20 protein-coding genes are annotated in these 24535 nt (G+C 49.8%); 8 read left to right on the top strand and 12 right to left on the bottom strand.

The window, feature by feature from the left end; all coding sequences use genetic code 11:
* The first annotated feature begins 51 nt into the window (after positions 1 to 51).
* Positions 52 to 1059 (top strand): FISUMP domain-containing protein, encoded by a 1008-nt coding sequence (locus FSU_RS03390; protein ID WP_012820143.1) that lies wholly within the window; start codon positions 52 to 54, stop codon positions 1057 to 1059.
* Between the two features lie 225 nt (positions 1060 to 1284).
* On the opposite strand, the gene FSU_RS03385 is transcribed toward FSU_RS03390, so the two are convergent.
* Positions 1285 to 1530 (bottom strand): hypothetical protein, encoded by a 246-nt coding sequence (locus tag FSU_RS03385; RefSeq protein WP_012820142.1) that lies wholly within the window; start codon positions 1528 to 1530, stop codon positions 1285 to 1287.
* 97 nt (positions 1531 to 1627) lie between these two features.
* On the opposite strand from FSU_RS03385, the gene FSU_RS03380 reads away from it, so the two are divergent.
* Positions 1628 to 2941 (top strand): tetratricopeptide repeat protein, encoded by a 1314-nt coding sequence (locus tag FSU_RS03380; protein ID WP_244263709.1) that lies wholly within the window; start codon positions 1628 to 1630, stop codon positions 2939 to 2941.
* A gap of 157 nt (positions 2942 to 3098) precedes the next feature.
* On the opposite strand, the gene FSU_RS03375 is transcribed toward FSU_RS03380, so the two are convergent.
* The gene (locus FSU_RS03375) at positions 3099 to 4631 is read right to left on the bottom strand and encodes a xylulokinase (protein ID WP_012820140.1); all 1533 of its coding nucleotides are present in this window, start codon (positions 4629 to 4631) and stop codon (positions 3099 to 3101) included.
* A gap of 115 nt (positions 4632 to 4746) precedes the next feature.
* A complete protein-coding gene (locus FSU_RS03370) occupies positions 4747 to 5949 on the bottom strand; it encodes a class I SAM-dependent rRNA methyltransferase (RefSeq protein WP_012820139.1) in 1203 nt (400 codons plus the stop codon).
* Between the two features lie 163 nt (positions 5950 to 6112).
* Here FSU_RS03370 and FSU_RS03365 point away from each other — a divergent pair, with 163 nt between their 5' ends.
* Both FSU_RS03365 and FSU_RS03360 read left to right on the top strand, forming a co-directional pair.
* The gene (locus tag FSU_RS03365) at positions 6113 to 7651 is read left to right on the top strand and encodes a FecR family protein (RefSeq protein ID WP_244263708.1); all 1539 of its coding nucleotides are present in this window, start codon (positions 6113 to 6115) and stop codon (positions 7649 to 7651) included.
* A gap of 26 nt (positions 7652 to 7677) precedes the next feature.
* Positions 7678 to 8085, top strand: a complete 408-nt coding sequence (locus FSU_RS03360; protein ID WP_012820137.1) for a VanZ family protein — start codon at positions 7678 to 7680, stop codon at positions 8083 to 8085.
* Positions 8086 to 8089: 4 nt separating this feature from the next.
* On the opposite strand, the gene FSU_RS03355 is transcribed toward FSU_RS03360, so the two are convergent.
* Together FSU_RS03355 and murB are read right to left on the bottom strand one after the other, a co-directional pair.
* Positions 8090 to 8734 carry a hypothetical protein gene (locus FSU_RS03355; RefSeq protein ID WP_012820136.1) on the bottom strand — a complete coding sequence of 215 codons (645 nt, stop codon included), beginning with the start codon at positions 8732 to 8734 and terminating at the stop codon, positions 8090 to 8092.
* 32 nt (positions 8735 to 8766) lie between these two features.
* Positions 8767 to 9690, bottom strand: coding sequence for a UDP-N-acetylmuramate dehydrogenase (murB, locus tag FSU_RS03350; protein WP_012820135.1), 924 nt, complete (start codon positions 9688 to 9690; stop codon positions 8767 to 8769).
* Between the two features lie 27 nt (positions 9691 to 9717).
* Between murB and FSU_RS03345 the strand changes: the two genes are divergently transcribed.
* Positions 9718 to 10890: a CHC2 zinc finger domain-containing protein gene (locus FSU_RS03345; RefSeq protein ID WP_012820134.1), complete on the top strand. Its 1173-nt coding sequence runs from the start codon at positions 9718 to 9720 to the stop codon at positions 10888 to 10890.
* Positions 10891 to 10910: 20 nt separating this feature from the next.
* On the opposite strand, the gene FSU_RS03340 is transcribed toward FSU_RS03345, so the two are convergent.
* From FSU_RS03340 to dnaX, 6 genes are all read right to left on the bottom strand, one after another.
* Positions 10911 to 12209, bottom strand: coding sequence for a GspE/PulE family protein (locus tag FSU_RS03340; protein ID WP_012820133.1), 1299 nt, complete (start codon positions 12207 to 12209; stop codon positions 10911 to 10913).
* Between the two features lie 141 nt (positions 12210 to 12350).
* Positions 12351 to 15515, bottom strand: a complete 3165-nt coding sequence (locus FSU_RS03335; protein ID WP_012820132.1) for an efflux RND transporter permease subunit — start codon at positions 15513 to 15515, stop codon at positions 12351 to 12353.
* A gap of 20 nt (positions 15516 to 15535) precedes the next feature.
* Positions 15536 to 16585 carry an efflux RND transporter periplasmic adaptor subunit gene (locus tag FSU_RS03330; protein WP_012820131.1) on the bottom strand — a complete coding sequence of 350 codons (1050 nt, stop codon included), beginning with the start codon at positions 16583 to 16585 and terminating at the stop codon, positions 15536 to 15538.
* 20 nt (positions 16586 to 16605) lie between these two features.
* Positions 16606 to 18021, bottom strand: a complete 1416-nt coding sequence (locus FSU_RS03325) for a TolC family protein (protein ID WP_012820130.1) — start codon at positions 18019 to 18021, stop codon at positions 16606 to 16608.
* 144 nt (positions 18022 to 18165) lie between these two features.
* On the bottom strand, positions 18166 to 18474 hold the full coding sequence (locus FSU_RS03320) for a YbaB/EbfC family nucleoid-associated protein (protein WP_012820129.1): 309 nt from the start codon (positions 18472 to 18474) through the stop codon (positions 18166 to 18168).
* 78 nt (positions 18475 to 18552) lie between these two features.
* Positions 18553 to 20280 carry a DNA polymerase III subunit gamma/tau gene (dnaX, locus tag FSU_RS03315; protein ID WP_012820128.1) on the bottom strand — a complete coding sequence of 576 codons (1728 nt, stop codon included), beginning with the start codon at positions 20278 to 20280 and terminating at the stop codon, positions 18553 to 18555.
* Positions 20281 to 20462: 182 nt separating this feature from the next.
* On the opposite strand from dnaX, the gene FSU_RS03310 reads away from it, so the two are divergent.
* From FSU_RS03310 to FSU_RS03300, 3 genes are all read left to right on the top strand, one after another.
* The gene (locus FSU_RS03310) at positions 20463 to 20846 is read left to right on the top strand and encodes a hypothetical protein (protein ID WP_012820127.1); all 384 of its coding nucleotides are present in this window, start codon (positions 20463 to 20465) and stop codon (positions 20844 to 20846) included.
* Positions 20847 to 20871: 25 nt separating this feature from the next.
* On the top strand, positions 20872 to 21207 hold the full coding sequence (locus FSU_RS03305) for a hypothetical protein (RefSeq protein WP_012820126.1): 336 nt from the start codon (positions 20872 to 20874) through the stop codon (positions 21205 to 21207).
* A gap of 131 nt (positions 21208 to 21338) precedes the next feature.
* Complete coding sequence (locus tag FSU_RS03300) at positions 21339 to 21995, top strand: hypothetical protein (protein WP_012820125.1); 657 nt, start codon at positions 21339 to 21341, stop codon at positions 21993 to 21995.
* Positions 21996 to 22088: 93 nt separating this feature from the next.
* Here FSU_RS03300 and pheT read toward each other — a convergent pair whose 3' ends face one another.
* Complete coding sequence (pheT, locus tag FSU_RS03295; RefSeq protein WP_012820124.1) at positions 22089 to 24524, bottom strand: phenylalanine--tRNA ligase subunit beta; 2436 nt, start codon at positions 24522 to 24524, stop codon at positions 22089 to 22091.
* Positions 24525 to 24535: the final 11 nt, after the last annotated feature.

Below are 24535 nucleotides of genomic sequence, written 5' to 3'. Positions count from 1 at the left end.
ATATATATTGTGTAGGCTTACTCGGTAAGTCTATTATTTGTGAGGTTATTGATGTTGGATGAGGTGTGGCGTTCGTTGTGCGCCGTAGCGATTTTGACCGTGTCTGTGGTCACCCATAATTACGCAGTAGAGTTTAAGGATTTTAGAGATGGGCGCGTTTATCGTGGAATTCCATCAGGATCGTTAAACTGGTTTAAACAAAGTCTCAAGTACAGCAAGACCTCATATTTTACCGACGAAAACGGAATCCCTTTTTATCGTAGCGATAGCTGGAAGGCTTCATGCCCGGAGGGTACACAGCTCCCGGATGAAACCGACTGGGATGAACTCATCGAAGATAAATTTTCTGGTCCTGACAAAATGCAGAATATGAGTGATTTTGCAGGGAACTCTTCACGTGGATTTTACAAGTTTGAAATGGATGAAGTGGTGAATGCAAGAAAGGGCTTTGTGTATTTTGCAGTGCGTGGCCCCGCCAATCATGTCATAAGGCTTGAAACCAAGCGTGGAACTACGAAATACGTGGATATTGAAGATGCCGATGCCGTTCAGATTCGTTGCGTTTTTCCTCGTGATCAGTTTGCTGAAAAGAATATCTCTCCGAAGGATATGATATTTACGGATAAACGCGATAATAAAAAGTACAAGGTCGGTGTTCGCGGTGGTAAAATCTGGATGATGAAAAACCTTGCGTTCAGTGTGACCTCAGCAAAACAGTGTTATGTTGAAGATAAGTCGTTCTGCGAAAAATTCGGACGCTATTACACCTACGAAGATGCGCTCAAGGCTTGCCCTCCGGGATGGCATTTGCCGGATGATGGCGAATGGCGTGATTTCCAGAAAGACCGCGCAACGCTTGATTGGGACAATCTAGGGCAGGGCGGATGCCAGGACTGGGATAATTTCTGCGATGGCTTTAATTCAGGACATTACTGGTCCAAGAGTTCTATCCAGGAAAATACCGCACGCTCGTGGGAATTCAATCGCTCTGACAAGGATATCGATCGTACCGATGTCAGTGTTTACAAGGGACTCTATGTCCGCTGTGTTGCTGATTAATCGGCAACGGCGAAAAATGCGTACAGTATAGAAAAAACGGTCGCAGAGACAAAACTCCCCGAGAGGTAAACGAGAAGCCCGAAAACGATTACCGTTAACGAAAGAAGAAAAATTTTGCTCGGGCTAAAAGGATGGTGAATGTTGAACATGTGTGACCTTTAATGTTTATCTTTAACTGCTTATAAAATAGATAAAGATAATGTCATTAAATGTCACTACTTGTTTTTACAGTTCATCCTCGCTTTCGGACACATCTCCGAAATGACTCCCATATTCGTCAAAATTGACTTCTTCGGCGATGTCGTCGTTGTCTATATCGTCGTTATCCAGTCCGAGTCCAAGTCGTGCGCAAATTCGGTCAAGGAGGATGAGATCCACATCTTCGGTGTCGCCTCCCTCGCGTTCGTAAGCTTCGATGATGAGCTCCTGTTCTGCGGCGTTGTATTTATCGACGGCTTCAGTGATTTTCATTTTTTCTCCTTTGCAGATAATCAAATTATCCGCGTCTCTGCTAGTAATATCGCCAATCTGTGTCATAAAGTCAATGGTTTTTACTAAATTTTTTACCATGAACAAGAAATTGTCTTTTATTGCGCTTGCGTTGTTGGTTGGAATGTCTCAAGCTTGGGCTGTGGACCCCCGTATTGAACAGGGAGCTCGCTTTGAGGCCAAGGGCCAGTATGATAAGGCTCTTGGTGAATACCGAGCCATGTTGGCTGAAAATAAGAAGAATACTGAAGCTTATATGGCGGCAGGCAAGGTTCGCATGAAGATGAAGGACTATAAGGGGGCTGTGGCTAACTTCCGCCTCGCTTATGGTTATGATCCGAGCTTGACGGAAGCGTACGAAGGTGCTGCCAAGGCTTACGAAGCTATGGGCCAGCAGGCAAAGGCTGACGCTGAACGCGCTAAGATGAAGGGCGGCAAAGCTGCTGCAAGTACGCCGAAGGCTGAGGCTAAAGCAGAACCTGCAAAGACTGCACAGCCCGCACAAACTGCTCCTGTTGCAAAGGCTGAACCGGCTAAGACCGCAGCTCCTGCAAAGGTTGAAACTCCGAAGGCTGCACAACCGGCGCCTGCAACGGCTGTCGCCTCTGAAGATCCGTTTGAAAAGGGCAAGGCTTTGCTTGCCGAAGGCCGCTATGCTGAAGCCGCTCCGCTTTGGAGAGCAGTTCTTTCGAAGAAGCCTGGCGATGCCGGTGCGTACTTCTATGCAGGCCTAACCCGTTATGAGATGGGAGAATACGACAAGGCCGAGTTCAACTTGAAGAAGGGACTTTCGTACAAGGAACGCGGTAACGACGCTAACTACTATTTGGCGAAGATCAACCAGAAGAGCAAGCGCACCGAACAGGAAAAGAAGTATCTCGCCGCTTATTTGAAGAAGGCTGCCCCGGATGCTAAGTTCCGCAAGGTTGCTGAAGACCGCATGGCCGAAATCAATGCTGTTGCTAGTGCCGCTGCCGAAGAAAAGGCTATGCAAGAAGCCGAAGCAAAGGCTTTGAAGGATGCCAAGAAAAGCGGGAACGACAAGTCGAAGTCTGTTGACGTTGCACCGCAGAGGGAAGACGTCGCTCCGACCGCTTCGAATTCCATTGCCAACGCTAATGCACTTTATGCAGATGGCTATCACGAAGCCGCTCTCCAGATGTACAAGGCTTTGCTCGAAAACGAAATCACGCCGGACGAACGCTACTTTGCGATGCTCCAGATGGGCAACATTTACCGCGAAATGCGAGACTTCCACAGTGCTGTAACGCGCTACCGTGATGTTGTCCGTGAATTCCCGGATTCTGACTGGGCGACCGAAGCTGAACGCGCTCTCGAAGACGCTGTGTGGCTTGAAAAGCACGCAAGCGAACTCCCGCGTAACAAGCGCTAATCGGCCATTAGTCAATGGTCTTTAGTTATTAGTTACAACTGAAAGATTTTGAACAATGTTATGCCGGGCTTGTCCCCGGCTTCGTTGTTTTTAAGATGTCATGCCCGCTCAGGGACCTGAGCTTGTCGAAGGGCGGGCATCTCCTTTTTTTGAGAATTTATCCTTTTACAAGCTTTCTATCGCTTTTGACTTTATCCAAGAATTTCTTGTAGAGCTTGTTGTAAATCTCGTGATTCTCAGGATTTGGCGTATACGTGTTTGTGATTTCAATGTAGCTGTGGATGTCTTCAAATTTCATCTGTCCAAGCCCGATTGCAGCAACTGCGGCGGCGCCGAGCGCTCCCACGTACTGCGGATGCTTGACCGTTTCAATCGTATGCCCGGTCACATCGGCGAGAATTTGGTTCATGATGTTGATTCTTGCAAGGCCGCCTGCAAAGCGGATCGTGTCAGAAATCTTGCACTTCTTGGCCTGGCATTCCAAGAGCCAGCGGAAGTGGAAACAGATGCCTTCAATGACGGCGCGAAGCAAATCGCCACGAGTAGTTTCTAAGCTAATGCCTGAAAGTGAACTGCGGATGTCTCCGTCTTCAAATGGCGTCTTGCAACCGTTCATGAACGGCGTGAACATAAGCCCATGTGCGCCGGGTTTCGCTTTTGAAACAAGCTGTGCGCATTCTTCGTAGCTGTATTGCGAATTGTCAAGCTTGCCGATAAGTTCACGCGCCCAGGCGAAGCACTTGCCTGCGGTTTCAAGTTCGCCATACAGATACTTTTGCCTGGGATTCGGGCCCTTGACTGCAATCATCATGATGTCGGCAAATTGAATGATATGGTCGACGACCGTGCTGACAGAACCTGAAGTTCCACAGTAGATGCTGGTTTGGTTATTTTGAGTGTTGCCACAGCCGACGGCAACCATAGCGACATCTCCGCCACCTGCAATGACGGGAGTCCCTTTTTTCAAGCCCATCTGCTCGGCTGCGGTTGCGGTGATACGACCAACGATGTCGGTGCTTTGCACAATTTCGGGCAAGTGTTTTTCCATGATGCCGTAAGCCTTCGCCATTGTATGGCTCCAGCCGGAATGCCCTTTGCGGCAATCGTTGAGCGCTGTGCAAAATGCGGAGTCTTCGGTGCGGACGAATCTGCCGGTAGTCTTGTACAGGAGGTAGTCGCCAACGTCCAAAAATTTATCGACTCTAGCGAATTTTTCGGGCTCGTTGTTTTGCACCCACTTGTATTTCCAGATGGGGCTGTAAGCTCCGACGGGGACCAGGCTTGTGTGGCGCATAGCCTTGATGAGCTTCCAGATGTTTAGCCCGTGGATCTTGAAACCATGGTCGAAGTAGTCCTTGAATTCCTTGTCGGCGCGTCTGTCAAGGAACGTCATAGGGGGGCGTACAGTATTTCCGTTGGCGTCGACGAGCACAGTTGCGTTCATCTGTGAACAGAAACTGATGCCCTTGATCTGGTCGCTTGTAATACCGTAATTTTTAAGGAGGTCCTTTGTGCTGCGGCAGATGGAATCCCACCATTGTTCGGTGCTCTGTTCAACACCCTTGCCGCCTAAAGTCGAGGTACTGTGTGTGCTTACGACGGTTGCTCCTACGAATTCAATCGAATTAGCAATTTTTGTGAGCGTTGCTTTTATAAAGGAATTACCGATGTCGTAAGTGACTAAATACATTTTAACCTCTATAAAACCGTCCACATATACCTTTTTGCTTCTTGCAAAATTATAAAAAAACTACACAGGCTTTGTCACCTGTGTAGTAAGTTTTTTGAAAGCTTTTACGCTCTTTTTACACAACCTGAACCAGGAGGCCCTTGAGGTATTGTCCTTCGGGAAAGGCCGTGTTCACGGGATGGTCGGCGGGCTGTCCAAAGCGTTCGATAATCTGCACGCGACGGTGGGCATCGGCTGCGGCGTCGGCGATAATCTTCTGGAACAAGTCCATTTCCATAAGGCCAGAGCAGCTGAACGTAGCGAGCATGCCGCCTTCGGCAAGGAGCTTCATTGCAAGTAAATTAATGTCTTTGTAGCCGCGGGCGCCTTTCTGCAAGTTGTCCTTGCTTTCGACGAATTTCGGCGGATCAAGCACGATGAAGTCGAACGTTTCGGCCTTATCGCGGCACTTGCGCAAGTACTGGAAGACGTCTGCTTCGATGTGTGTTGCATGCGCTGTGCTTAGTTTGTTGCGCATGATGCCTTCCTTGGCGAGCTTGAGCGCGTCCTTGGAAACATCGACCTGGTAAACCTTTTCACAGCCGCCACGGAGAGCGTACAGACCAAAGCCGCCGGTGTAGCAGAAGCAGTTGAGCATCTTCTTGCCTCGGGCGAGTTCGCCCACGCGACGTCTGGCATCGCGCTGGTCGAGGTAGTAGCCGGTCTTGTGTCCGTTCTTCACGTCAATCGGGAACAGAATTCCGTTTTCGTTGATGATGACCGGTTCGTCCGGAACTTCGCCAAATACAACGCCCGTGCGGAGGGGGAGTCCTTCCTTTTTACGGACTTCGGAATCGCAGCGTTCATAAATGCCACGGCAACCCGTCTTTTCGGCGAGCAATTCGTAAATGATCTGGCGATTGACTTCGGCGCCTGCAGCAAGGATTTCGACGGAGTAGATGTCGGCATACTTGTCGATGATGCAACCCGGAATGCCGTCATTTTCGGCGTTCACAAGGCGGAATGCACATTCCTTGTCGTGGATGTCGAACCCACGGCTCTTGCGGGAGGCGATGGCGCGGTCCAAAATGTCGCTAAAGAATTCGCGGTCAATTTTGACGTTCTTTCCTTCGGTCCCGAATGTCCAGAAACGGCCTCGAATCTGGGATTTCGGGGAATAGGCTGCAAGGCCCAAAAAATCGCTATGGTAGCTATAAACTTCGACAACGTCACCAAGAGCGGGGTCGCCAACAACTTCATCAATGGCGCCGCTAAAAATCCACGGGTGGTAACGGAGGGCTGATTTATCGCGCCCGGCTTTCAATGTAATTGCTTTCATAGGTGAAAATTTAGAATTTTTAGTTATATTTATTTTGTCACGCATTTGTGTGGTTCATAAAACGTGTGACGGTGCGCAAATTATTGTTTTTAATCGAGGGGGAAAAGTGATTGTAAATTTCTTTTTTGAAATTTTAATTACTAGATTAAAAAACATGGTAGCAATGAATAGAGCAAAGAATTTTAGGGTTGGACTATTGGGCTTGGCCCTTGTTTTTGCTGTATCTTTATCTGCCTGTGGCGATTCTGAATCCTCCGAAAAAGATTCGTTAAATGCGATTCCCGAAAAGCCTTTGTTTAATGGCGTTGTCCAGAGGGTTGTGGGCGATGCTCATGTGAAGATCTCCGATGACCATGCAAAGTCGCTGAAAGTCGGTTCGCGCGTTCATGAAAAGTCATCGATTGTGACTGAGGCGGGTTCTTCGGTCGTGATTTCTGTTGATGACGGTTCTGCACTCAAGATTGACGGTCGGTCAGAGATGGCTATTGAAGTGGCGAAAGCGGATGAACTGAAAACAAGAATGACCGTTGCGCTTCGCCATGGAAAGTTGTTGTTTGATGTGCAGAAACAGGCGGTTAAGGACGAGTTTGAAATTCGTACAGAAAATGTTTCGTCTGTAGTTCGTGGAACGGCTGGCTTTATTGAAAATGTTGATGGGTTGGAAATCTCCTCGCTTAAGGAAGGCCGTCTTGACGTGGCGGTGAAAACCGATACGGCGCAGTCGGTCAAGAGCGGGCAGACTTTGATTGCCAATATGAATGGCGTAAAGATTTTATCGCTTGCAAGTTCGGGTACGCTTATCTTGGCTCGTGCTCTTGATTCTATTGCAACGGGAGCTGCTACTGAACTCGGAGTGCATGCTGCAAGGTTGAATCTCGACAAACTCGAAACGATGCTGTTGGAATTTGATGAAGCCTACAAGAAAAAGGCTGAGGCTTTCATAAAGAGTTCGCAGATTGAGTTTAAGCCGAAGGTCCTGAATGAATACATTGGCAAGCCCAGTGTGACGCTTGAAGCGTTGTTTATCCCGGGAAGCTTAGTTTCTGTGCTCGGAATTGTCGATACGATTCCTGAAAGCGGACTTTACAAGCGAACGTTTGAATGGGCGGATTCCACGGCGTTTGGTCCGAAGCATTTTGTTGTGAATTGCAGCAATGGCGAAGTGGAATACATTTGCCATACGTGGCATACAAATTTTGTCTCGGCAAAAATGGCTGAAGTCTTGACGAAAGCGGATGTACGCAAGTCTAACGCTCCGAAAGATACGGTCCAGCCGAAAAAGCTTAAGCCTTCGATTGTCATTGAAGGTTCCGGCCGCGAACGTATCCACGTGCTGCCTGAAGAACGCGATATCCCGGCGACGCTCCGTTTTAGCGTGGCGGGCTTGATGGGCTCGGACCTGAGTCAAATCAAGAAGATTATCGTGAAGCGCAAGGGTGTTGTGGTAAAGGCCTTTGCAGATGATGAATTGATGACAAATTCATTTAAATTGCCGATTCGCCTCAAGCAGAACCGAATTGCCCATTTTGAAATTGATGCAATATTCGTAAATGGCAAGAAGATTAAGGCAAGGAAAGTCTATGAGACGTATTGCTTCTTCGAAAATTACGAAGATGGCAAGAAGAGTAACCGAATCAACGACATGACGGCAGAAGAAGAATACAAAAATGTCGTCTCCAAGCGCTTGCTCAAGAACGAATAGCTTTTACAAAAGCTAAATTTGGGCGCATGTTTGAATCGCTCTTTGACAAGTACCCGTTTTTCAGAAAAGTCCCAGCCATCCTCTGCATGGCAATTATCTTCAAGATTTCTTCGATGACATCCTATGAACTCGAAGACTTCCCGCATGTGTGGGATAAGCTTGCGCATACTTGTGAATACGCCACTTTGGCGGGCTGTTTTTGCATGTGGTGGGCACGTGGTGAGTGGTCTATAAAGCCGTGGCTCAAGGTGCTGATTGTTATGGCAATTGCACTTGCTTACGGTTGCACGGACGAATACCACCAGAGCTTTGTGGAAGGCCGAGACTGCAGCGGTTATGACTTGATTGCCGATGCACTCGGCGGCATGATTGGCGGGCTTGTCTATTGGCTCGTCGTGAAAATTTTGAACAAGTACGATCCGCTTGTTAAGTAGACTTTTAGTATTTTTTCGTTAGAATTTGTGTGAACTGCGTACCGTTTTGCGCTATGTCAGTATAAAAACCGCATAACGCGCAAATAAAAAACAAAACGATTGCAGCGATGGTGCTCACGACGCTGTTTTTGCGGTAGTCTTTGGAATCGTAGTCTGGCGTGTAGAACTTGAGTAGCTTGGCGCCGATAAATCCTTGCGTGATGGGGTACAGAGCGCTTAAGGCGAGCAAAATAGTTGATGAGGAATGACCTCCATTAAGCTCATTAATTTTTAAGAGCGATGTGCTGATTACGCTGATGACAGGGGCTGTTATAAAGTAAAGTCCGATGCTTGCGATTAGCATTCCTACGAAAAAACGGCCGAGGGCTTTATTTTCTTGTAATGCTTTTTTATGGAAAAATGTGATGAGAATTGCGATATATAAGTAGCCGAGATTGCATGCTGCTAAAATGGCGGCGGTCCACATGAAAAGACCTGCGGGGTGCGCTTCTGTGGCTTCTGTTTCTGCGGGCTCTGTTGAAATGCTTTGTGCGGGAGCTTCTGTGAATTGCTTGCCCTTGTTGGCTGGATGTTGCAAGTTGGGTGCATCGCACCAAAGGCAGTTGGGCATATCGTCTTCGTATTCTTTTCCGCATTTATGGCAAATCATGAGCTTATCCTTAATTTTTTGAGGATAAAATACTAAAATTCTCCGAGCAGAATCACTTCTCTGTGAAGGTTAATGCCGAATTTTTCGGCGACAACTTTCTGAACGTATTCGCTGAGTGCTTTGATGTCGGCTGCTGTGGCGCCTCCGGCATTTACGATAAAGTTTGCATGCACTCGGCTCACTTCGGCGCCGCCTATGCGGTAGCCTTTTAAACCCGCCTGTTCGATGTAGTAACCTGGTGCGATTTGTGTCGGCGTTTCGGCGGCGCCGGCATCTAGACGCTTGAAGGTGCTACCTGCGTTTGGCATGGAAAGCGGTTGCGAATTGCGACGCTTTGTCATGCATTCCTGCATTTCGCTTTCGAGATCCTTGGCTGTCTTGCCAAGCTCTGTTGCGGGCGTGAGCTGGAATGTGGCAGAAAGAATTGTTTCTGCATTTTCAGATGTAGCGAGTTCTTGAAAAATGCTATGGCGGTAGCTGAAGACGCAATCGGTTGCGGTTCGCGTGTGCAAATTGCCTGCGGCATCGATGCTTTCGACTTCAATGCAAGTCTGCGAAACATCTTGACCGTAAGCGCCTGCGTTCATGTAAATCGCACCGCCGAGGCTCCCGGGAATGCCGGCAAGCTTGTGGATGCCTGCGAGTCCTTCATTAATTGTGTAGCGGGCGAGGCGGGCAAGCGGCGTGGCGCCTTTAGCGCAAATCTTCCCGTTGCCAAGATCTGTGATTTCCGAGAAAAATTTACCGAGCTGGATGATGACGCCGTTGTATCCGCTGTCAGAGACGAGCAAGTTCGTTCCCTTACCGAGAATGTAGTTCGGGAGCGCGTGCTCGTTTGCAAATGCGATTGCTTCTTTAATATCGCTTACGGATTCTGCTTTGATGAAATATCGTGCGGAACCGCCTACTTTAAAGGACGTATGCTCGCTCATCGGTATATTTTCTTGAATAATCATGACGAAAATATATATATTCTTGGTGCAATGACAGAAGAGGAACTCAAACAATTTAAGGCTGCGCTCTCGATTACGACGGTGGCTATGGATTTAGGCCTCCCGGTGGTGCGTGGCCGTTGTCGTTGCTTTTTCCCGACACGCCATGCGCATGGCGATAGAACTCCGTCTGTATCATTTTCCGAAGAACGCGGAACATTCCGCTGCTGGGTCTGCGATGACGTTCGCGGTGATGTAATTTCGCTTGTGCAGTTTGTCAAGAATTGTTCTTTTCTGGAAGCTTTGAACTGGCTCAAGGAAACGTACGGATTCCTGTTGCGTGGGGCTAAGCCTCAGGTGCAAAATCGCATATCAACGACGAGTTCCGCCTCTGCATCAACGATGCCGAATCGAGCTCCTGCTTCGAATGTGTCGCTAGAACAAAGTGCCGCACTTGTTGCAAAAACGGCAGTCCGTGATGCCGCTCTTGAATACCGCTCTCCCGAGCCTGCAAAAGAGCTTGTAAGCGAAGATGAACGCAAGAAGATTATCCTCTCGTTTTTGAAAATGTTGAGTCCTGTCGACAAGACGCCTGCGGCTGCCTACCTTGCACGCCGTCGCATTTACAAGCCGATTTGGGATAAAATGCTTTTGCGCACGATTACGGATTATGGTGCGCTGAACAACAAGCTCAAGGAAACTTACGATTTGGAAGTCCTCAAGTACGTGGGGCTTTTCAGTGAAAAAGGGAACTTGAGGTATTACAAGCATCCGCTATTTTTCCCGTATCTCGATACCAAGCGTCGATCGTTTTATTTTCAGGCACGCGCAATCGATAGCACGGTTGTGCCGAAGGAACTGAACTTGCGCGGAACGGTGCCGTTCCCGTACAATGTTTCAGCGCTTGACGAAAGGCCGGGATGGGTTTACCTTTGCGAAGGCGTGGTTGATACGCTTACGTTCTTGGGACAACGCATTGCGGCAATTGGAATCCCGGGCGTGCGTTCTTTCAAGACAGAATGGCTCCCGCTGTTCAAGAACAAAAGCGTCGTGCTTTGTTTGGACAAGGACGAGGCGGGGCGCAGCGGTACGGAGTATTTGCAGACGGTTTTTGCGAATGCGAATATCCGCACGGTTGTGCTTGGTGATGGCGTAGATCAATTTGGCAAATTGTCGATGAAAGAAGGCGAAGACATCAACGATTGGTTTGGTGGGAAGAAGTGAACTAAGAAATAGTTCACTTGTTATGATCCTAATACCCTTTTGATTTCTTCTTCGGTGGTGATGCCGGATTCTACGAGCTTTCTTGCGTTTTCTTGCATGGAGGAGTCGGCGTAGGTGTTGTTGGGGAGTAGCAATTCACAGACAACGGTTCTGCCTTTGTATTGTGGTGTAGACTCCTGAGACGTTGTTTTATCAAGTTTCCTTACGAGACGCTGCGCAAAAACTCCAAGTAAAGCTTCGTCCAAGATACTCTTTTGAACGCCTAAATCAAGAAGTCTCGCCGCCGCAGCTTTTGCACTGTTCGTGTGCAAAGTGCTCAAGACAAGATGTCCTGTCTGTGCTGCTTGCAATGCAATCTGTGCGGTCTCTGCATCGCGGATTTCCCCGACGAGAATCACGTCTGGATCCTGGCGCAAAATAGAACGCAATGCAACGGCGAACGTGAATCCGCATTTCTCGTTGACGGGAACTTGATTCGCTCCGCGGAGTTCGTATTCTATGGGATCTTCGATCGTTGTGACGTTTATTTTTCGTTGGATGATTTCTCGAAGGCCTGCGTAAAGTGTTGTCGTCTTGCCGCTTCCGGTGGGGCCTGTAACGAGGAACAGCCCTTGCGGAGCGCTGAAAATTTTCCGAATGGCTTGGAGTGTTGGTTCGCTAAAATCAAGGCTGTCGAGCGTTTGTGCGGAATCGTTTGCTGGGAGCAATCGCAGCACGCATTTCTCTCCGTTGTTTACGGGAATTGTACTGACGCGAACGTTTACTTTCTCTTGAAAATTTTCAAAGGCAAAACTCCCGTCGTGTGGCAAGCGGCGTTCCGTGATATCAACGTTGGCCATGACTTTGAGGCGAATCAGTACAGGTTCAGTAAGCCATTGCGGAAATGTCCTGTATTCCGTTAAAAGCCCGTCAATGCGAAAGCGTACGCGTAGCGCATCTGCCAACGGTTCTAGGTGAATGTCGGTTGCCTTTTTCTGGAGCGCTTTGATGATAAGGCTATCGACGAGGTTTATAATCGGTTCTGATTCCCAAGATGAATTTCGTGAAATCTCGAGATGATTGAGATGCTGTAGCAAATCTTCGTCATCGATTGATTCTGCGTGGCTGTGCATCATCTTGATTTCGGCAGGGGAGTGTTGCTCAGGGACAATGCGTTGCTGTGTGGCAAAACGGATTTTTTCGAGGAGGAATTCATCGGTTGCATTCGGCACGGCGATTTTTATGGGTGCGGCGCATTCCTGAGCGCTTTCCCCGGCGCTTTCGACAATCGCAATCCCGTTTTTCTGACACCATTTTTTGGACAAGTTTTTTGTATTCATCCCCGTAAAATACAAACAAAAATCTCGAAAAGACATATCCATGCAAATTTTGCAAACTACCGTTATCAAAGCGGTGCTTTCGTTTAACAAAAAAAGTCCCCCGAGGTGGGGGACTTTGCGGAGTTGTCTAATGAAATTTGATTAAGCCTTGTTCATCTTGGCCTGGAGTTTCTTGGCGCCTTTCTTGACCTTGCTAAACAAGGCGTTCGGGAGCCAGAAGAATGTAGGCACAAGGAACATGGTAAGCACTGCGGACACGATCAAGCCACCCACAGAGGCGATACCCATCGGCTGAGTCATGGCGGCAACGTTACCACCGAGAGCGAATGCGAGCGGGAGCTGTGCAATCACGGAAGCTAGCGTTGCAAGCACAATCGGCTGGAACTTTGCCTTGGCGGCGGTCAACATAGCCGAGCGGCGTCCCATGCTGCCACTACGCAACAGGCGGTTTGCTTCGTCAAGCAATAGGATAGCGTTGTTCACCACCACACCAATCAACATAACGATTGCCATGAGAGCGATCATGGAAAGTGCCTTGCCTGTAAAGATAAGGGCGAGGAGCACACCGATAGCACCCATCGGGATGGTCGTCATGATGATAAACGGCTGCATGAAGCTTTCAAGGAGGGCGACGAGCAAAATGTAGGTGAGGATAATAGCCATCACGATTGCAGTCATGAATTCCTTCTGCATGTCGTTCTGCATGTCGGCGTTACCACCGAAGCTGAACGTGATGCCTTCTGGGAGTTCATCCTTCATTTCTGCGGTGAGCTTTCCGAGCTTGCCCATGATTTCACCGGTCGTATGTCCCGGGAGCAAGTTCATCGAAACGTCAACACGTCTCATCTTGCGCTTACGGTCAATACGTGTCGGACCAGCACCATCTTCGATGTGGAAGAGTTCGCTAGCACTTACGTAGCCCTTCGGTGTCTTGACTGGCAGGTCTTCGATGTCGGCATGGCTCTGTCTATCCTTTTCCATCAAGCGTACGTAAACGTCGTATTCTTCACCGTCTTCGGTGTACTGGCCTGCTTCGAAACCGTTCACTGCAATGTAGTTGTAGTTTGCGACGGTTTCAAGCGTTACACCATAGTCAGCGAGAGCTGCGCGGTTCGGAATCAAGCGGATTTCAGGCTTACCGGCTTCATAGCTCGTCTTGATATCCACGATGCCGTCAATCTTTTGCTGCACGCGGTCAAGGACGATTTGAGATGCCTTGATGACGGAGTCTGCATGGAGACCGTTCACTTCGAGCACCACGTCGCCGCTGGAGTTGTTCTGCATTTCAGAGGCGGAGGTGGACTTCACGGAAATGTAAGCGTCTGGAATGTTGGCGAGGTACGGACGGATGGAGTCGACGATTTCGTCCGTACTGCGATGTCTGCCTTTCCAGTCTTTCATTTTCTTCTTTTCCCAGTCCTTCAAGAGCCTTACACGCATGGTAGCCTGGTTTACGGTCGTAAAGCCGTTGGAACCACCCACGTTCATGCTGTAGTGAACAATTTCAGGAATATCCTTGACGCGGGATTCGATAATATGAGCCACGCTGTCGGTCGTTTCGATATTCGTACCTACGGGCATTTCGAGCTTGATGCTCATCATGCCTTGGTCCTGTCTCGGGGTAAGTTCAACAGTCAAGTTGTTTTTTGCCAACACAATGACAACGAAAATCGTTACGCCAAGGCCTAAAACCTGGACAAAGAAACCCGGAACAGAAAGGCAGAAACCGAGAACCTTCAAGTAAACAAAGCGGAATCCGTTCAAAACCTTCGGGAAAAGACCAAGAATGGTTCCGACAATGCCCGGCTTTTCTTCGATGATGTTTCCGTTTTCGTCTTTCTTTTTACCCTTGAACAAGTAGGCGGCCATAAGCGGTGTCAGCGTGAATGTCACGAGGAGCGACACGAACGTTGCAAACACCATGGTCATACCGAATGTTCTAAAGAAGATACCCACGATGGACTTCATGAATGCAATCGGCACGAACACGGCAACGTTTGTAAGTGTCGAAGCCATGATGGCGATCATGATTTCGGACGTTCCCTTGTAGGCAGCTTCCTTCGGATCAAGGCCTAGATTCAGCTTGTTGTTGATGTTTTCGAGCACCACGATGGAGTTTGTCACCAACAGACCCACGGAACTTGAAAGAGCCATGAGGGACATCATGTTGATGCCAAAGCCTGCGAAGTACATGAGCGTGAATGCGCCAATCACGGAAATCGGCATCGTGAGGGCCGCGATAATCATCGTGGAGAACTTGCCGAGGAACAAGAGCAAGAGGGCGGCGGTAAGTACGATGGCGATAATGATGTTCTGGATAACGTTGTCGATGGATTCGTTCACAGCTTCGGACTTGTCGTAAATGAGCGTGAGCTTGAAGCCTTCCGGGAGAGTCTTGTTGACTTCTGCCATGCGCTTGAGCACGCCTCTGGAAACTTCCACGACGTTTGCATCGGAGCGTTTCTTGATATCGAGAGCGACTGAGTTGATGCCGTTAAAGCGGGAAGTCGATGTAATTGTTTCGATGGTATCTTTCACGACGGCAATTTCAGAGAGCTTGACGACGCCCTTTTCCGTCGGAATTTCCATGTTGCGCATTTCATCGAGGTTCTTGAACTTACCTGCGGTACGCACAGACGTGTTCTTGTGCTTGCCGATAACTTCACCAATCGGGAGGTTAACGTTGGACATGCCGTAAAGGCCCATCATGGTGCCGATATCGACACCGCGGTCCATCATTTTTTCCTTGTCGACTTCGATGGCGATCTGGCGGGTTGTACCACCGAAAATATCGACGCTAGCAACACCGGAAACAGAAGTGAAGAGCGGTTCGATTTCGTCTTCGACTTTCTGGCGGAGTTCTGTAGAGTTTAGAGGACCGGTGAACGAGATTGCCATGATGGCAGCACCGTTAATATCGACCTTCGAAATAATCGGCGCCTGCACGGCATCCGGAAAGTCCGCAGAGGCGAGGTCCACCTTGGAACGCACGTCATTTGCGGCAACGTCCACGTTCACGCCCATGTTGAACATGGCGACGATAATGCCGTAGTTTTCCAAGCAGATGGACTGCACATAGTCGATACCGTCCACGAGTTCCACCTGTTCTTCAATCGGCTTGATAATTGTGGTTTCGATTTCTTCAGGGTTTGCGCCCTTGTAAATGATGGTGGCCGTAACCACGGGGACTTCGAATTTCGGCATCAAGTCCACCACCATCATGGAATAGGTATAAAGACCGAACACCACCACGGTCAAGATGACCATGAGCATGGTGATTGGTTTGTAAATACTGGCTTTAATCATTGACTATACTCCAGTGTCGATTATTCGACGATCAGCACCTTGTCGCCATCATTCATGCGGTTCTGGCCTTCGACCATCACGACGTCGCCTTCGCTAAGGCCATCCTTGATTTGGATGTCGGTCTTGGTTTGCACTCCGAGTTGCACGATTTTGCGCTTGGCCTTGCCTTCGCTATCGACTGTCCAGACCGAGTTCACGCCATTGCTATAGACAATGGCTTCGACAGGGACTGTAACGCCTGTAACTTCACGGGCGTCAATTTTTGTGGTGAGGTACATGCCCGGGAGGAGCTTTTGACCCTTGTTCTTGAATGTGACTTCAACCGGGAAGAAGCGGGTTATCGGGTTTGCGGCGAGCGGAATGAGGCTTACTTCGCCCTGAAGCTTTTCGCCGTTGAGTTCGATTGTTGCCTTGGCGCCCTTCTTGAAGAAACCGATTTCGGAACTTGTGACGTTGAGCTTGAGGATAACCTTGTCGAGGTTTGCGATGGTGAACATGGCGCCACCGACACCCGGAACTTCGCCGGCCTTGTGCTTGACTTCGGTAATGGTGCCAGAAGACGGGGCGAGCACGAGCGTTGCGCGGCGGGCAGCTTCCAACTGCATCTTGGCAACACTGATCTGGGTTTCGAGCTGGTCCACTGTACTTTGGGAAACGCCGCCCTTGGCCTGCACTTCCTTGGTGCGGGCGAGGGTCTTTTCGTTCAGTTCCATGGCTGCTTTTGCTTGCTGGTAAGCCGTGTTGTCGCCCGTAAAGACGAATTCCGCGAGAACCTGGTCTTTCTTGACCTTGGAACCAACGCGGACGTTGATCTTTGCAATCGGGTCACCGAGCTTGGCGGTTGCTGTCGTCTGCTGGCTACCTTCGATGGTGCCACTGAAGGCGCGGACGTCTGTGAGCTTGACTGTAGCAGCCTTCACGACGCGGGCAGGCTTGCCATTGACCTTCTGGATTTCTTCGATGGTCGAAACTTTTTTCTCGGACTTGGCGTCTTTCTTAGCGTCGCCGCATCCAGCGAGGAGGAGCGACAGGGCAGAAATAGTAATGATTGATTTTGTAATGGTCTTCATGATTGTCTTCCTCTTAAATCTTAGTATTCACCTGTGGCTTGGAGCAATGCGTTATAAGCGGTGTTCCAGTTGAGAATCCCCTGCAAGTAGTTGAGTTTTGCCTTGCGGAGGTCCATGTTGGCGGTAAGCAGGTTGAGCTGCGTTTCCATGCCGTTTCTGAAAGCCGCGTCGGTCATGTCGTAGATGCGCTGGGCCAGGTCAATGTTATTCTTCAAAACTTCAAGATTGCGTTCCGTGGAGGCGAGAGTCTGTGCGCAGCTTTCAATTTGCACGCGGAAGCCGCGTTCTGCAGTTTCTTTCTGGATCTGGGTGCTGCGGAGGCTAGATTTAGCCTGGACGATGGCTTCCTTGGTTTGCATGCCTTGGAACAAGTTCATGGATACATTCAAAGCGACGTATTTGTTGAGCTTATCCCACTTCGGTGCGTCCCATTCGGTAATCTTGTTCTTGTTGTTGGCGTATTTGAGGCCACCGACCAAAGCGATTGTCGGTTTGTAGCCGCCTTCTTCAATTTCGATGTTCTTTTCTTTCATCGTTTCGGTTGCCTGGAGCATCACCAATTCTCTACGGCGTTGCTTGACGCTAGTCATGGCTGTGTCCGGGTAGGGGAGGTTCGAATCCGGGGTGCGGAGTTCACCGTTGAATTGAACATCGTTGTCCCAGTCAAGACCCATGGTGTTGAGAAGGGCGTTCTTGGCAAGGAGGCGCTTGTCTTCGAGTGCTTTTCTGTCGACCTTGAGGGCTTCCATGGAGAGCTGGACTCTAGCCAAGTCCAGTTCTGTGGCAAGTCCGCTCTTGACTCCTTGTTCCACAAAATCAAGGTTATCCTGAGTGATTTTTATGCTTTCATCAACAATGGCGATGGAAGAATCCAGGTAAATGAGCTGGTCAAAAGCGTTATCAACTTCGTAACGGACTTTCGACTTCGTGTTATCAAGGTTGACTTCTTGCAAGTGCTTGTATGCCTTGGCGATGTCGATGGCTGTACCGACCTTGCCTGCAGCGTAGAGCACCTGGGTCAGTGTGAGGCCCACGCTAGACTGCCAGCGATAACCTTGGGACTTCATGCCATAGATAAGCCCATCCACGGCAGGACCCATTACGTTTTGGTCAAAAGCGTTTGCTTTGGGGTATCCGGCGTCGTCCTTTTTGTCGGCCATGTCTTTGGCGGCATCCGTAAGGGCGGTTGTTTTTTTGACGTCATCCAGACCGAAAATACGGGTGACAGTAGCGTTGAAGTCAATAGAGGGGTATGCGTTACCGTAACCTGCGTCTACTTGGGAATTTGCGGAAATGAGGTCTTCTTCGGCGCTCTTGATGTCCGAAGAATTTTCCATGGCGGTCTTGATCGCCTCATCTCGGGTGTAGACTTTTGCCGAGGCCGGTACAATCAGCCCTAGTGCGAGGGCGGAAAGGACTAAAAATTTCCTTGACATTCGTTCTCCTAATATATTAAGCTCGCCAAATGTAAAAAAAAAGCGCCCTTTTCATAAGGGTGCTTTTTTCTGTTTTTGATGAAGCGCAAATATCGGGGATGAAGTGCATCCGAATTTGCGAATTTTTGCGAAATTTGGCGAAAATTACATCAAACCGGGGATTTTCATGCCGCCGGTAATGTCCGAAATGCTTGCCTGCTGGGCGTCGTCTTTCTTCTTGACAGCGGAGTTTACTGCAGCCATGATGAGGTCTTCGAGAGCTTCGACATCGTCCTTGTCGACGGCATCCGGATTGATCTTCACCATCGTGAGTACGCCCTTTCCGTTCATGGCGACCTTCACCATTCCGCCACCGGCTTCGGCGTCAAAGCTCTGTGCCTTGAGGTCGTTTTGTGCCTTAAGCATCTTGCTCTGCATTTTCTGAAGGTCCTTAAGCATCTTGCTCATGTCCATGAATATATCCTCGCTTTTTGAGTGTATTAAAGGTTTAATCGTCTTCTGTTTTGTAATTATAGAATTTTTTTTGAAAAATTACGCTTCGCAATCCTCTTCGTCAGTTTGCGCGACCAAGGCCGCTTTCTTGAGCTTCTTGGTGAAAACGAGTTCCGTCGCAAACATCTGCTGGAGCTTTGAAAGTCCCGGTTCCTTTTCCAGGTCAAGTTCATACGGGCTCATCTTGGCGGCGCGCTGTTCGGCAAGTTCGCTCTCGGTGAAGGCGCGTGTGCGGATGGAAAGCGCAATTTTCGTCTGCAGGCGGTCTTCCAAAATTCTCGTGACGCGTTCAACGTATTCGGGATGCTCCGTCATTTGGCGGTAGCCCCAGTTTTCAGCATTCTCGGTCGAGCCTGCGTAGGTGAGCGCAATCGGGAATGGATTCTGCTCGGGGTCGCCTGTTTCTAGCGTTGTGCCTGCAATGGCGGCGGAGAATACGTAGTCGCCGTCATTTGCGATGTTGGAGAGAATGGAAGGCCAAGCGGCAGAAATCTCGTAGCGCGAAAAAGCCTGAACGCCACCCTGATCGTAGCCTGCAAATGGGTCATCATAAGACGCCTGGACTTCTTCCTGGGCGTCTATCATGGCGCTGACTTCAGTTACTTTTTTTTTTACCGCGTCGTTTTCGGCGCTTTTAGGATCGTTAATCGCTGCAAGAGCTTTTCGCAAGTCAACCAGTCGGTCGAGCCAAGCCATTCGGGCGAACGTCGTCTCGACGAGGAGGCGCGGGTTTGTGCTGTAGCGGAGCGTACCCTGCAAGTCGATAAGCATCTTGCTTATGCGGAGGATGTCGCCGTTCGTAAGACTTTGTGCGCAGCTCTTGTACTTGGTGTAGAGCTCTTCGGTGATGTTGAGTGCGTCCGGCGTGAAGGCGTCGAGGCGGGCGTAGAGCAAATTGCGGAGGAACTTGCCGAAGCCGTCGAGCAGCGGGATGAACTCGATACCGATTTTCACAGCGTCATCCACCATGCGGAAGCAACCCTTGATGTCGTGGTTTTCGATGGACTGGATGAGCGAGAAGAAAAGTTCTACAGGCGGGATGCCAAGGACGGAGCGGACGGATTCCGCGGTCATTTCGTTCCCGGTAAAGGCGTATGCCTGGTCAAAGTAGGTGAGACCGTCACGCATGGAACCGTCGGCCTTTTCGGCAAAGATGTCGAGGGCTTCGTCGGTTGCCTTGATGCCTTCCTGCTCGCAGATGTAGCGGAGGCGGCTGCGGATCTGGTCTACGGTGAGGCGCTTAAAGTCAAAGCGCTGCACGCGGCTAAGAATAGTCTGCGGGACCTTGTTGACTTCGGTCGTCGCAAAGATGAAAATCACGTGGGCGGGCGGTTCTTCGAGCGTCTTGAGGAGAGCGTTGAAGGCGCCTGTCGAGAGCATGTGGACTTCGTCAATGATGAAGATCTTGTACTTGCCGATGACGGGCGGGTACTGCACACGTTCAATCACATCGCGGATGTTGTCGACGCTGGTGTTGGATGCCGCATCTATTTCATAGACGTCCATCGGGTTTCCACCGGCGATATCCTTGCAGCTGTCGCACTCGCCACACGGGTGCAGCGGGTCAGAGCCCTTGCAGTTGAGCGTGCGGGCGAGGATGCGGGCGCTAGTAGTCTTGCCCACACCACGGGTGCCGGTAAAAAGGAATGCATGATGGAGACGACCGCCCTGAATGGCGTTCTCGAGAGTCTTTGCGATATGTTCCTGACCGACCATATCGCTGAATGATTGCGGGCGCCACTTACGCGCCATTGCGATGTATGCCATGACTAAAGTATAGTAAAGTGGTTAGTGGTTGGTGGTTAGGGTTGCAATAAAAACGATCTCTTTGCAATTCCTGTTTACTAACCACTGTTTATTAATCACTTTTTTTCGTATCTTTAAAACGTTAATGACTAAAATTTGTCATGCCGGTTTTTAAACGGGTGACTATGCAAACAGAGGTACTTATGAATTTTGATATGGCGCTTTTGATTTTGTGCTGGCAGACGGCCTGCCTTTCGCATAACCACGAAAATGAACAGCTTTTGCCGGGGGCGACTTCGGCTACGGAAGCGGAAAGTGCTGAACTTGACAAGATTCATGACGAAGTGACTCCGAACGCCAGTTGGGATGATTTCAACAACCTTTATGCAAGCTACAAGTCGGCAAGTGACCGAACCAAAGCATGCGTCAAGGCTCTCAAGTCGGCTTCAAACGATTTTAAAATTCAGGTGACGAACTGCATGACGCGCATCGCTAATGCTTCTCGTGAAGATGAAAACAAGACCAACATGTCGCCCGAAGAGTATGAATTTATCAAAAATGTCCGTGAACAGCTTGGTTTGAACTAGGCTTGCGATTGAGGGGAGAGTGTTTATGGTTCAATTAAAGTCTATTGCTATTGCGGTGCTTGCTGGTAGCGTACTTTGCGCAGCGCAACTTGCTATAAAACCCGCGACTGAATCGGATAACGTTCCGACAATTGACGAACGGTACTTGATTTTTAAACCGGTTGAAAATGAATTTCGCGATGAAACTCCGGAACAGGCGAAAACAATTCCGGCAGGGTTCCATAATCCATCGCTTGCGATTGGTGCCGAAGATAGAGCGAGTGTTAATGAGGCTATGTCTAAAGTCGGGAAAGGTCTTTGCTATGGCTCAATTGCAGCTAAGATTTTGTCCGCTGGTAATGTTCCTATACTTTGTGAATAACTCGGTTTATCTTGATAAAAAGTGTATTACGTAAAATAGTCAATCGGACTTGCGGGTTAGGATAAGCTTATATTATTTTACTAGATTCTAAAAATCTTAGATAATTTCTCAATAATTTAGAAGGAGTTTGTATGAGAAAAATGAAACTTGCTTTTGCTATAGCATCGGCGTGTGCGCTTTTGGTGGGCTGCGCTGCACCGCGTTCTGTGATGGATCAGGGCTGGACTCAAAAGCCTGCTAAGGTAAAGGTCGTTTTTACGGAGCCGTTTATCGCAAATCCAGATGACCTGCAAGATGATTTGCCGGAATATGTGAATAACTTTTCGGATTGGTATAAGGCTCAGTTAGAAACTAATTTGGGTTCCCAGACAAACGGCGTTCTTTATTCTGTAGAAAAGGTTTCTATGGATAAGGTCAAGTTCGAAGCCGCTGCCGTGAATGGTGTCAATATCAAGGTTCCGAAGGTCGAAGAAATGGATGGTCAGGCTGATGTCTATCTCGTTGTGAATGACATTTGGATTGGCCGTGTAGAATCTGAAACGACTTGCACAACTGGTGGCTTTAACGCTGGTGGTGGCTTGGGAATGGGGACTACTTGCACCCAAGACAAAGATTTCACGGGCAAGGGCAATTATGCCTACTATGATGCAAAAACAGGAAAGAGACTTGGCTATGGTGACTTTGAAGCAAAATCAGGTTACACTTTTGCTGTATCGCTGAGCGATTGGCAGAAGGTTGTTCAAAAGACCGTTTCTTCTGTGTTGGACAATACGCCGATTAAAAAGTAATCCTGCAGAGCTTGAGTTTCTCAAAAAACTTTAAAAACAAAAAGAGCTGGTCGCGTGACCAACTCTTTTTTTGTGAAACTGCTTACTAATCACTTATCTCAGCACGATGTCGCCGTTTTGAACGAGCTTGTCGCGAAGCTTGTTGTGAGCCTTGTTGACTTCGTCGTCCGTGAGCGTGCGGTCCATAGCCTGGTAGGTGAGGCTGTAAACCATGTTCTTCTTGCCTGCTTCAATCTTTTCACCTTCGTAGATGCTCTTGAGAGTAATCTTGGCGAGGTTCTTCGGGTTGAGAGCCTTGATGCGTGCGAGCACGTCTTCGTGAGTCATCGACTTGGCAACTTCGATAGAGATGTCGCGGGTTGAAGGCACCTGGCGGCTGAAGGCCTGGAACACAATCTTCTTGTGGCTTTCGTGTTCCATCTTGTCCATGTCCGCTTCCATCACGTAAGTCTCGTAGCTGATTTCGTTAGCCTTGAGGCAGTTCGGGTGGAGTTCGCCCATCGTTCCAAGTACCGTGCCGTTGCAGACGATTTCGGCCTGCTTGCCCGGGTGGAGGAAGAGTTCCGGCTTTGCGGCGGCGCGGAATTCCACGACGAGGCCGAGACGCTTGAAGAAGCTCTGGACAAAGCCCTTGAAGGCGGCAAAGTCAATCTGCTTCGGCTTGTCGTTGAGCGGGTCCACGTCAAAGTTACCGGCGATGGTGAGGGCAACGAGGTTGGATTCGTCAAAGCCCGTATCGCGTTCGTCCTTGCGGTCGCGCTTGAACTGTCCCTTGGCAACTTCGAACAGACGAACAGAACCCGGACGGTTCTTTTCGTTTTCGGCAACGGCCTTGAGCAAGTTCGGGAGGAGGCTTGTCGGCACTGCACCGAGTTCTTCACTGAGAGGGTTCAAAAGGAGAGCCGGCTTGCTGCGACGGTCGTCACTTTCTGGGCCAAAGAGGGCTTCGGTGCGGGCCTTGCTTGTAAAGCGGAGGCTCAAGCATTCGTGGAGGCCCATGGCTGAAAGCGTCTTGCGAATCTTGCGGTTCAAGACTTCGATAGCCGGGAGTTCGTTCGGCTGCATCGTGAACTTCGGCAAGCTGTACGGAATGTTGTCAAAGCCGATGAGGCGAGCGATTTCTTCGATGAGGTCGACTTCGCGTTCGAGGTCCGGGCGGAAGCTCGGGATCTTGAACGTGAGAGATTCGGCGTCTTTCTTCACGACTTCGAGAGCGATACCCGTGAGGAACTTTTCAATCTGTTCGGCGGAGACTTCCATGCCGATGACCTTGGCGGCGCGAGCGACGCGGAGCGTGACCTGGTTGTTTTCCTTCTTGTGGTCTTCGCCGGTGTATTCGACGGAACCCTTGAGGATGCGGCCACCAGCGACTTCCTGGATCATGGCGCAAGCGTACTTGCTGTATTCGTCCTGCGTGGCGAAGTCAATTTCGCGTTCGAAGCGGTAGCTGGAGTCCGTAGAAATGCAGAGGCGCTTGGCCTGCTTGCGGATAACGGTCGGGTTGAACCAGGCGCTTTCGAGGAACACGTTCTTCGTGGCATCAACGATTTCGGATTCGACACCGCCCATCACGCCAGCGACGCAAGCGGGACGGTCACCGTCGCAGATCACGAGGTCGTTTTCGATGAGTTCGTGTGCGGTGTGGTCGATCGTTTCAATATGCTCGCCCTTGACGGCGCGGCGGACCTTGATCTTGTTGCCGTGGAGCTGGTCCATGTCAAAGCTGTGGAGCGGCTGACCGACGTCCATCAAGATGAAGTTCGTGATATCGACGACGTTGTTGATGCTGTTCATGCCGACAGCGTGCAAGAGCTTTGCAAGCCATGCCGGAGACTTTTCAACCTTCACGTCCTTGATGACGCGGCCCACGTAGCGGGAGCAGCCGCAGCCCGGAACGACTTCGAGGCTGATAGCGGAACTGGCTGCTTCGGAATCTTCCTTGAAGTTGTAAGCGAGCGGCTTGAGCGGGCGGTTAAACTTGGCAGCGAGTTCGCGTGCGACACCGCGGTGGCTAAGAGCGTCTGGGCGGTTTGGTGTGACGTTCAGTTCGAAGCAGACGTCGTACATGCCGAGGCTTACGAACGGCGTACCTGCCGGGATGGAATCGTCGAGAACCATGATTCCACCGTGGTCGTCAGAAAGGCCGATTTCGTCTTCGGCGCAAATCATGCCGAAGCTTTCGACGCCGCGAATCTTGGATTTCTTCATCTTGAGCTTGGTGCCGTCGGGGAGCGGGAGTTCAGCGCCAATCGGGGCGAGCACAACCGTCTGGCCTGCAGCAACGTTCGGGGCTCCGCAAACAACCTGGATGGTGTTCGTGCCGTCGTTCACGGTAGTGATGTGCAAGTGATCGCTATCCGGGTGCGGATCGCAAGTGAGAACCTTTGCAACGAGCAACTTGTCATAGACCTTGCCCGGTTCTTCCATGCCTTCAACTTCGAGACCGATGGAGGTGAGCGCCTTTGCGACATCTTCCGCAGATTCCGGAAGGTCAACGTGACGTCTAAGCCAATTCAAAGAAACTTTCATTTTAATACCCT

Source organism: Fibrobacter succinogenes subsp. succinogenes S85 (assembly GCF_000146505.1).
Classification (GTDB): Bacteria; Fibrobacterota; Fibrobacteria; order Fibrobacterales; family Fibrobacteraceae; genus Fibrobacter; species Fibrobacter succinogenes.
Note: the sequence above shows the minus strand (reverse complement) of the source record. Positions and strands in the feature narration are given on the sequence as shown.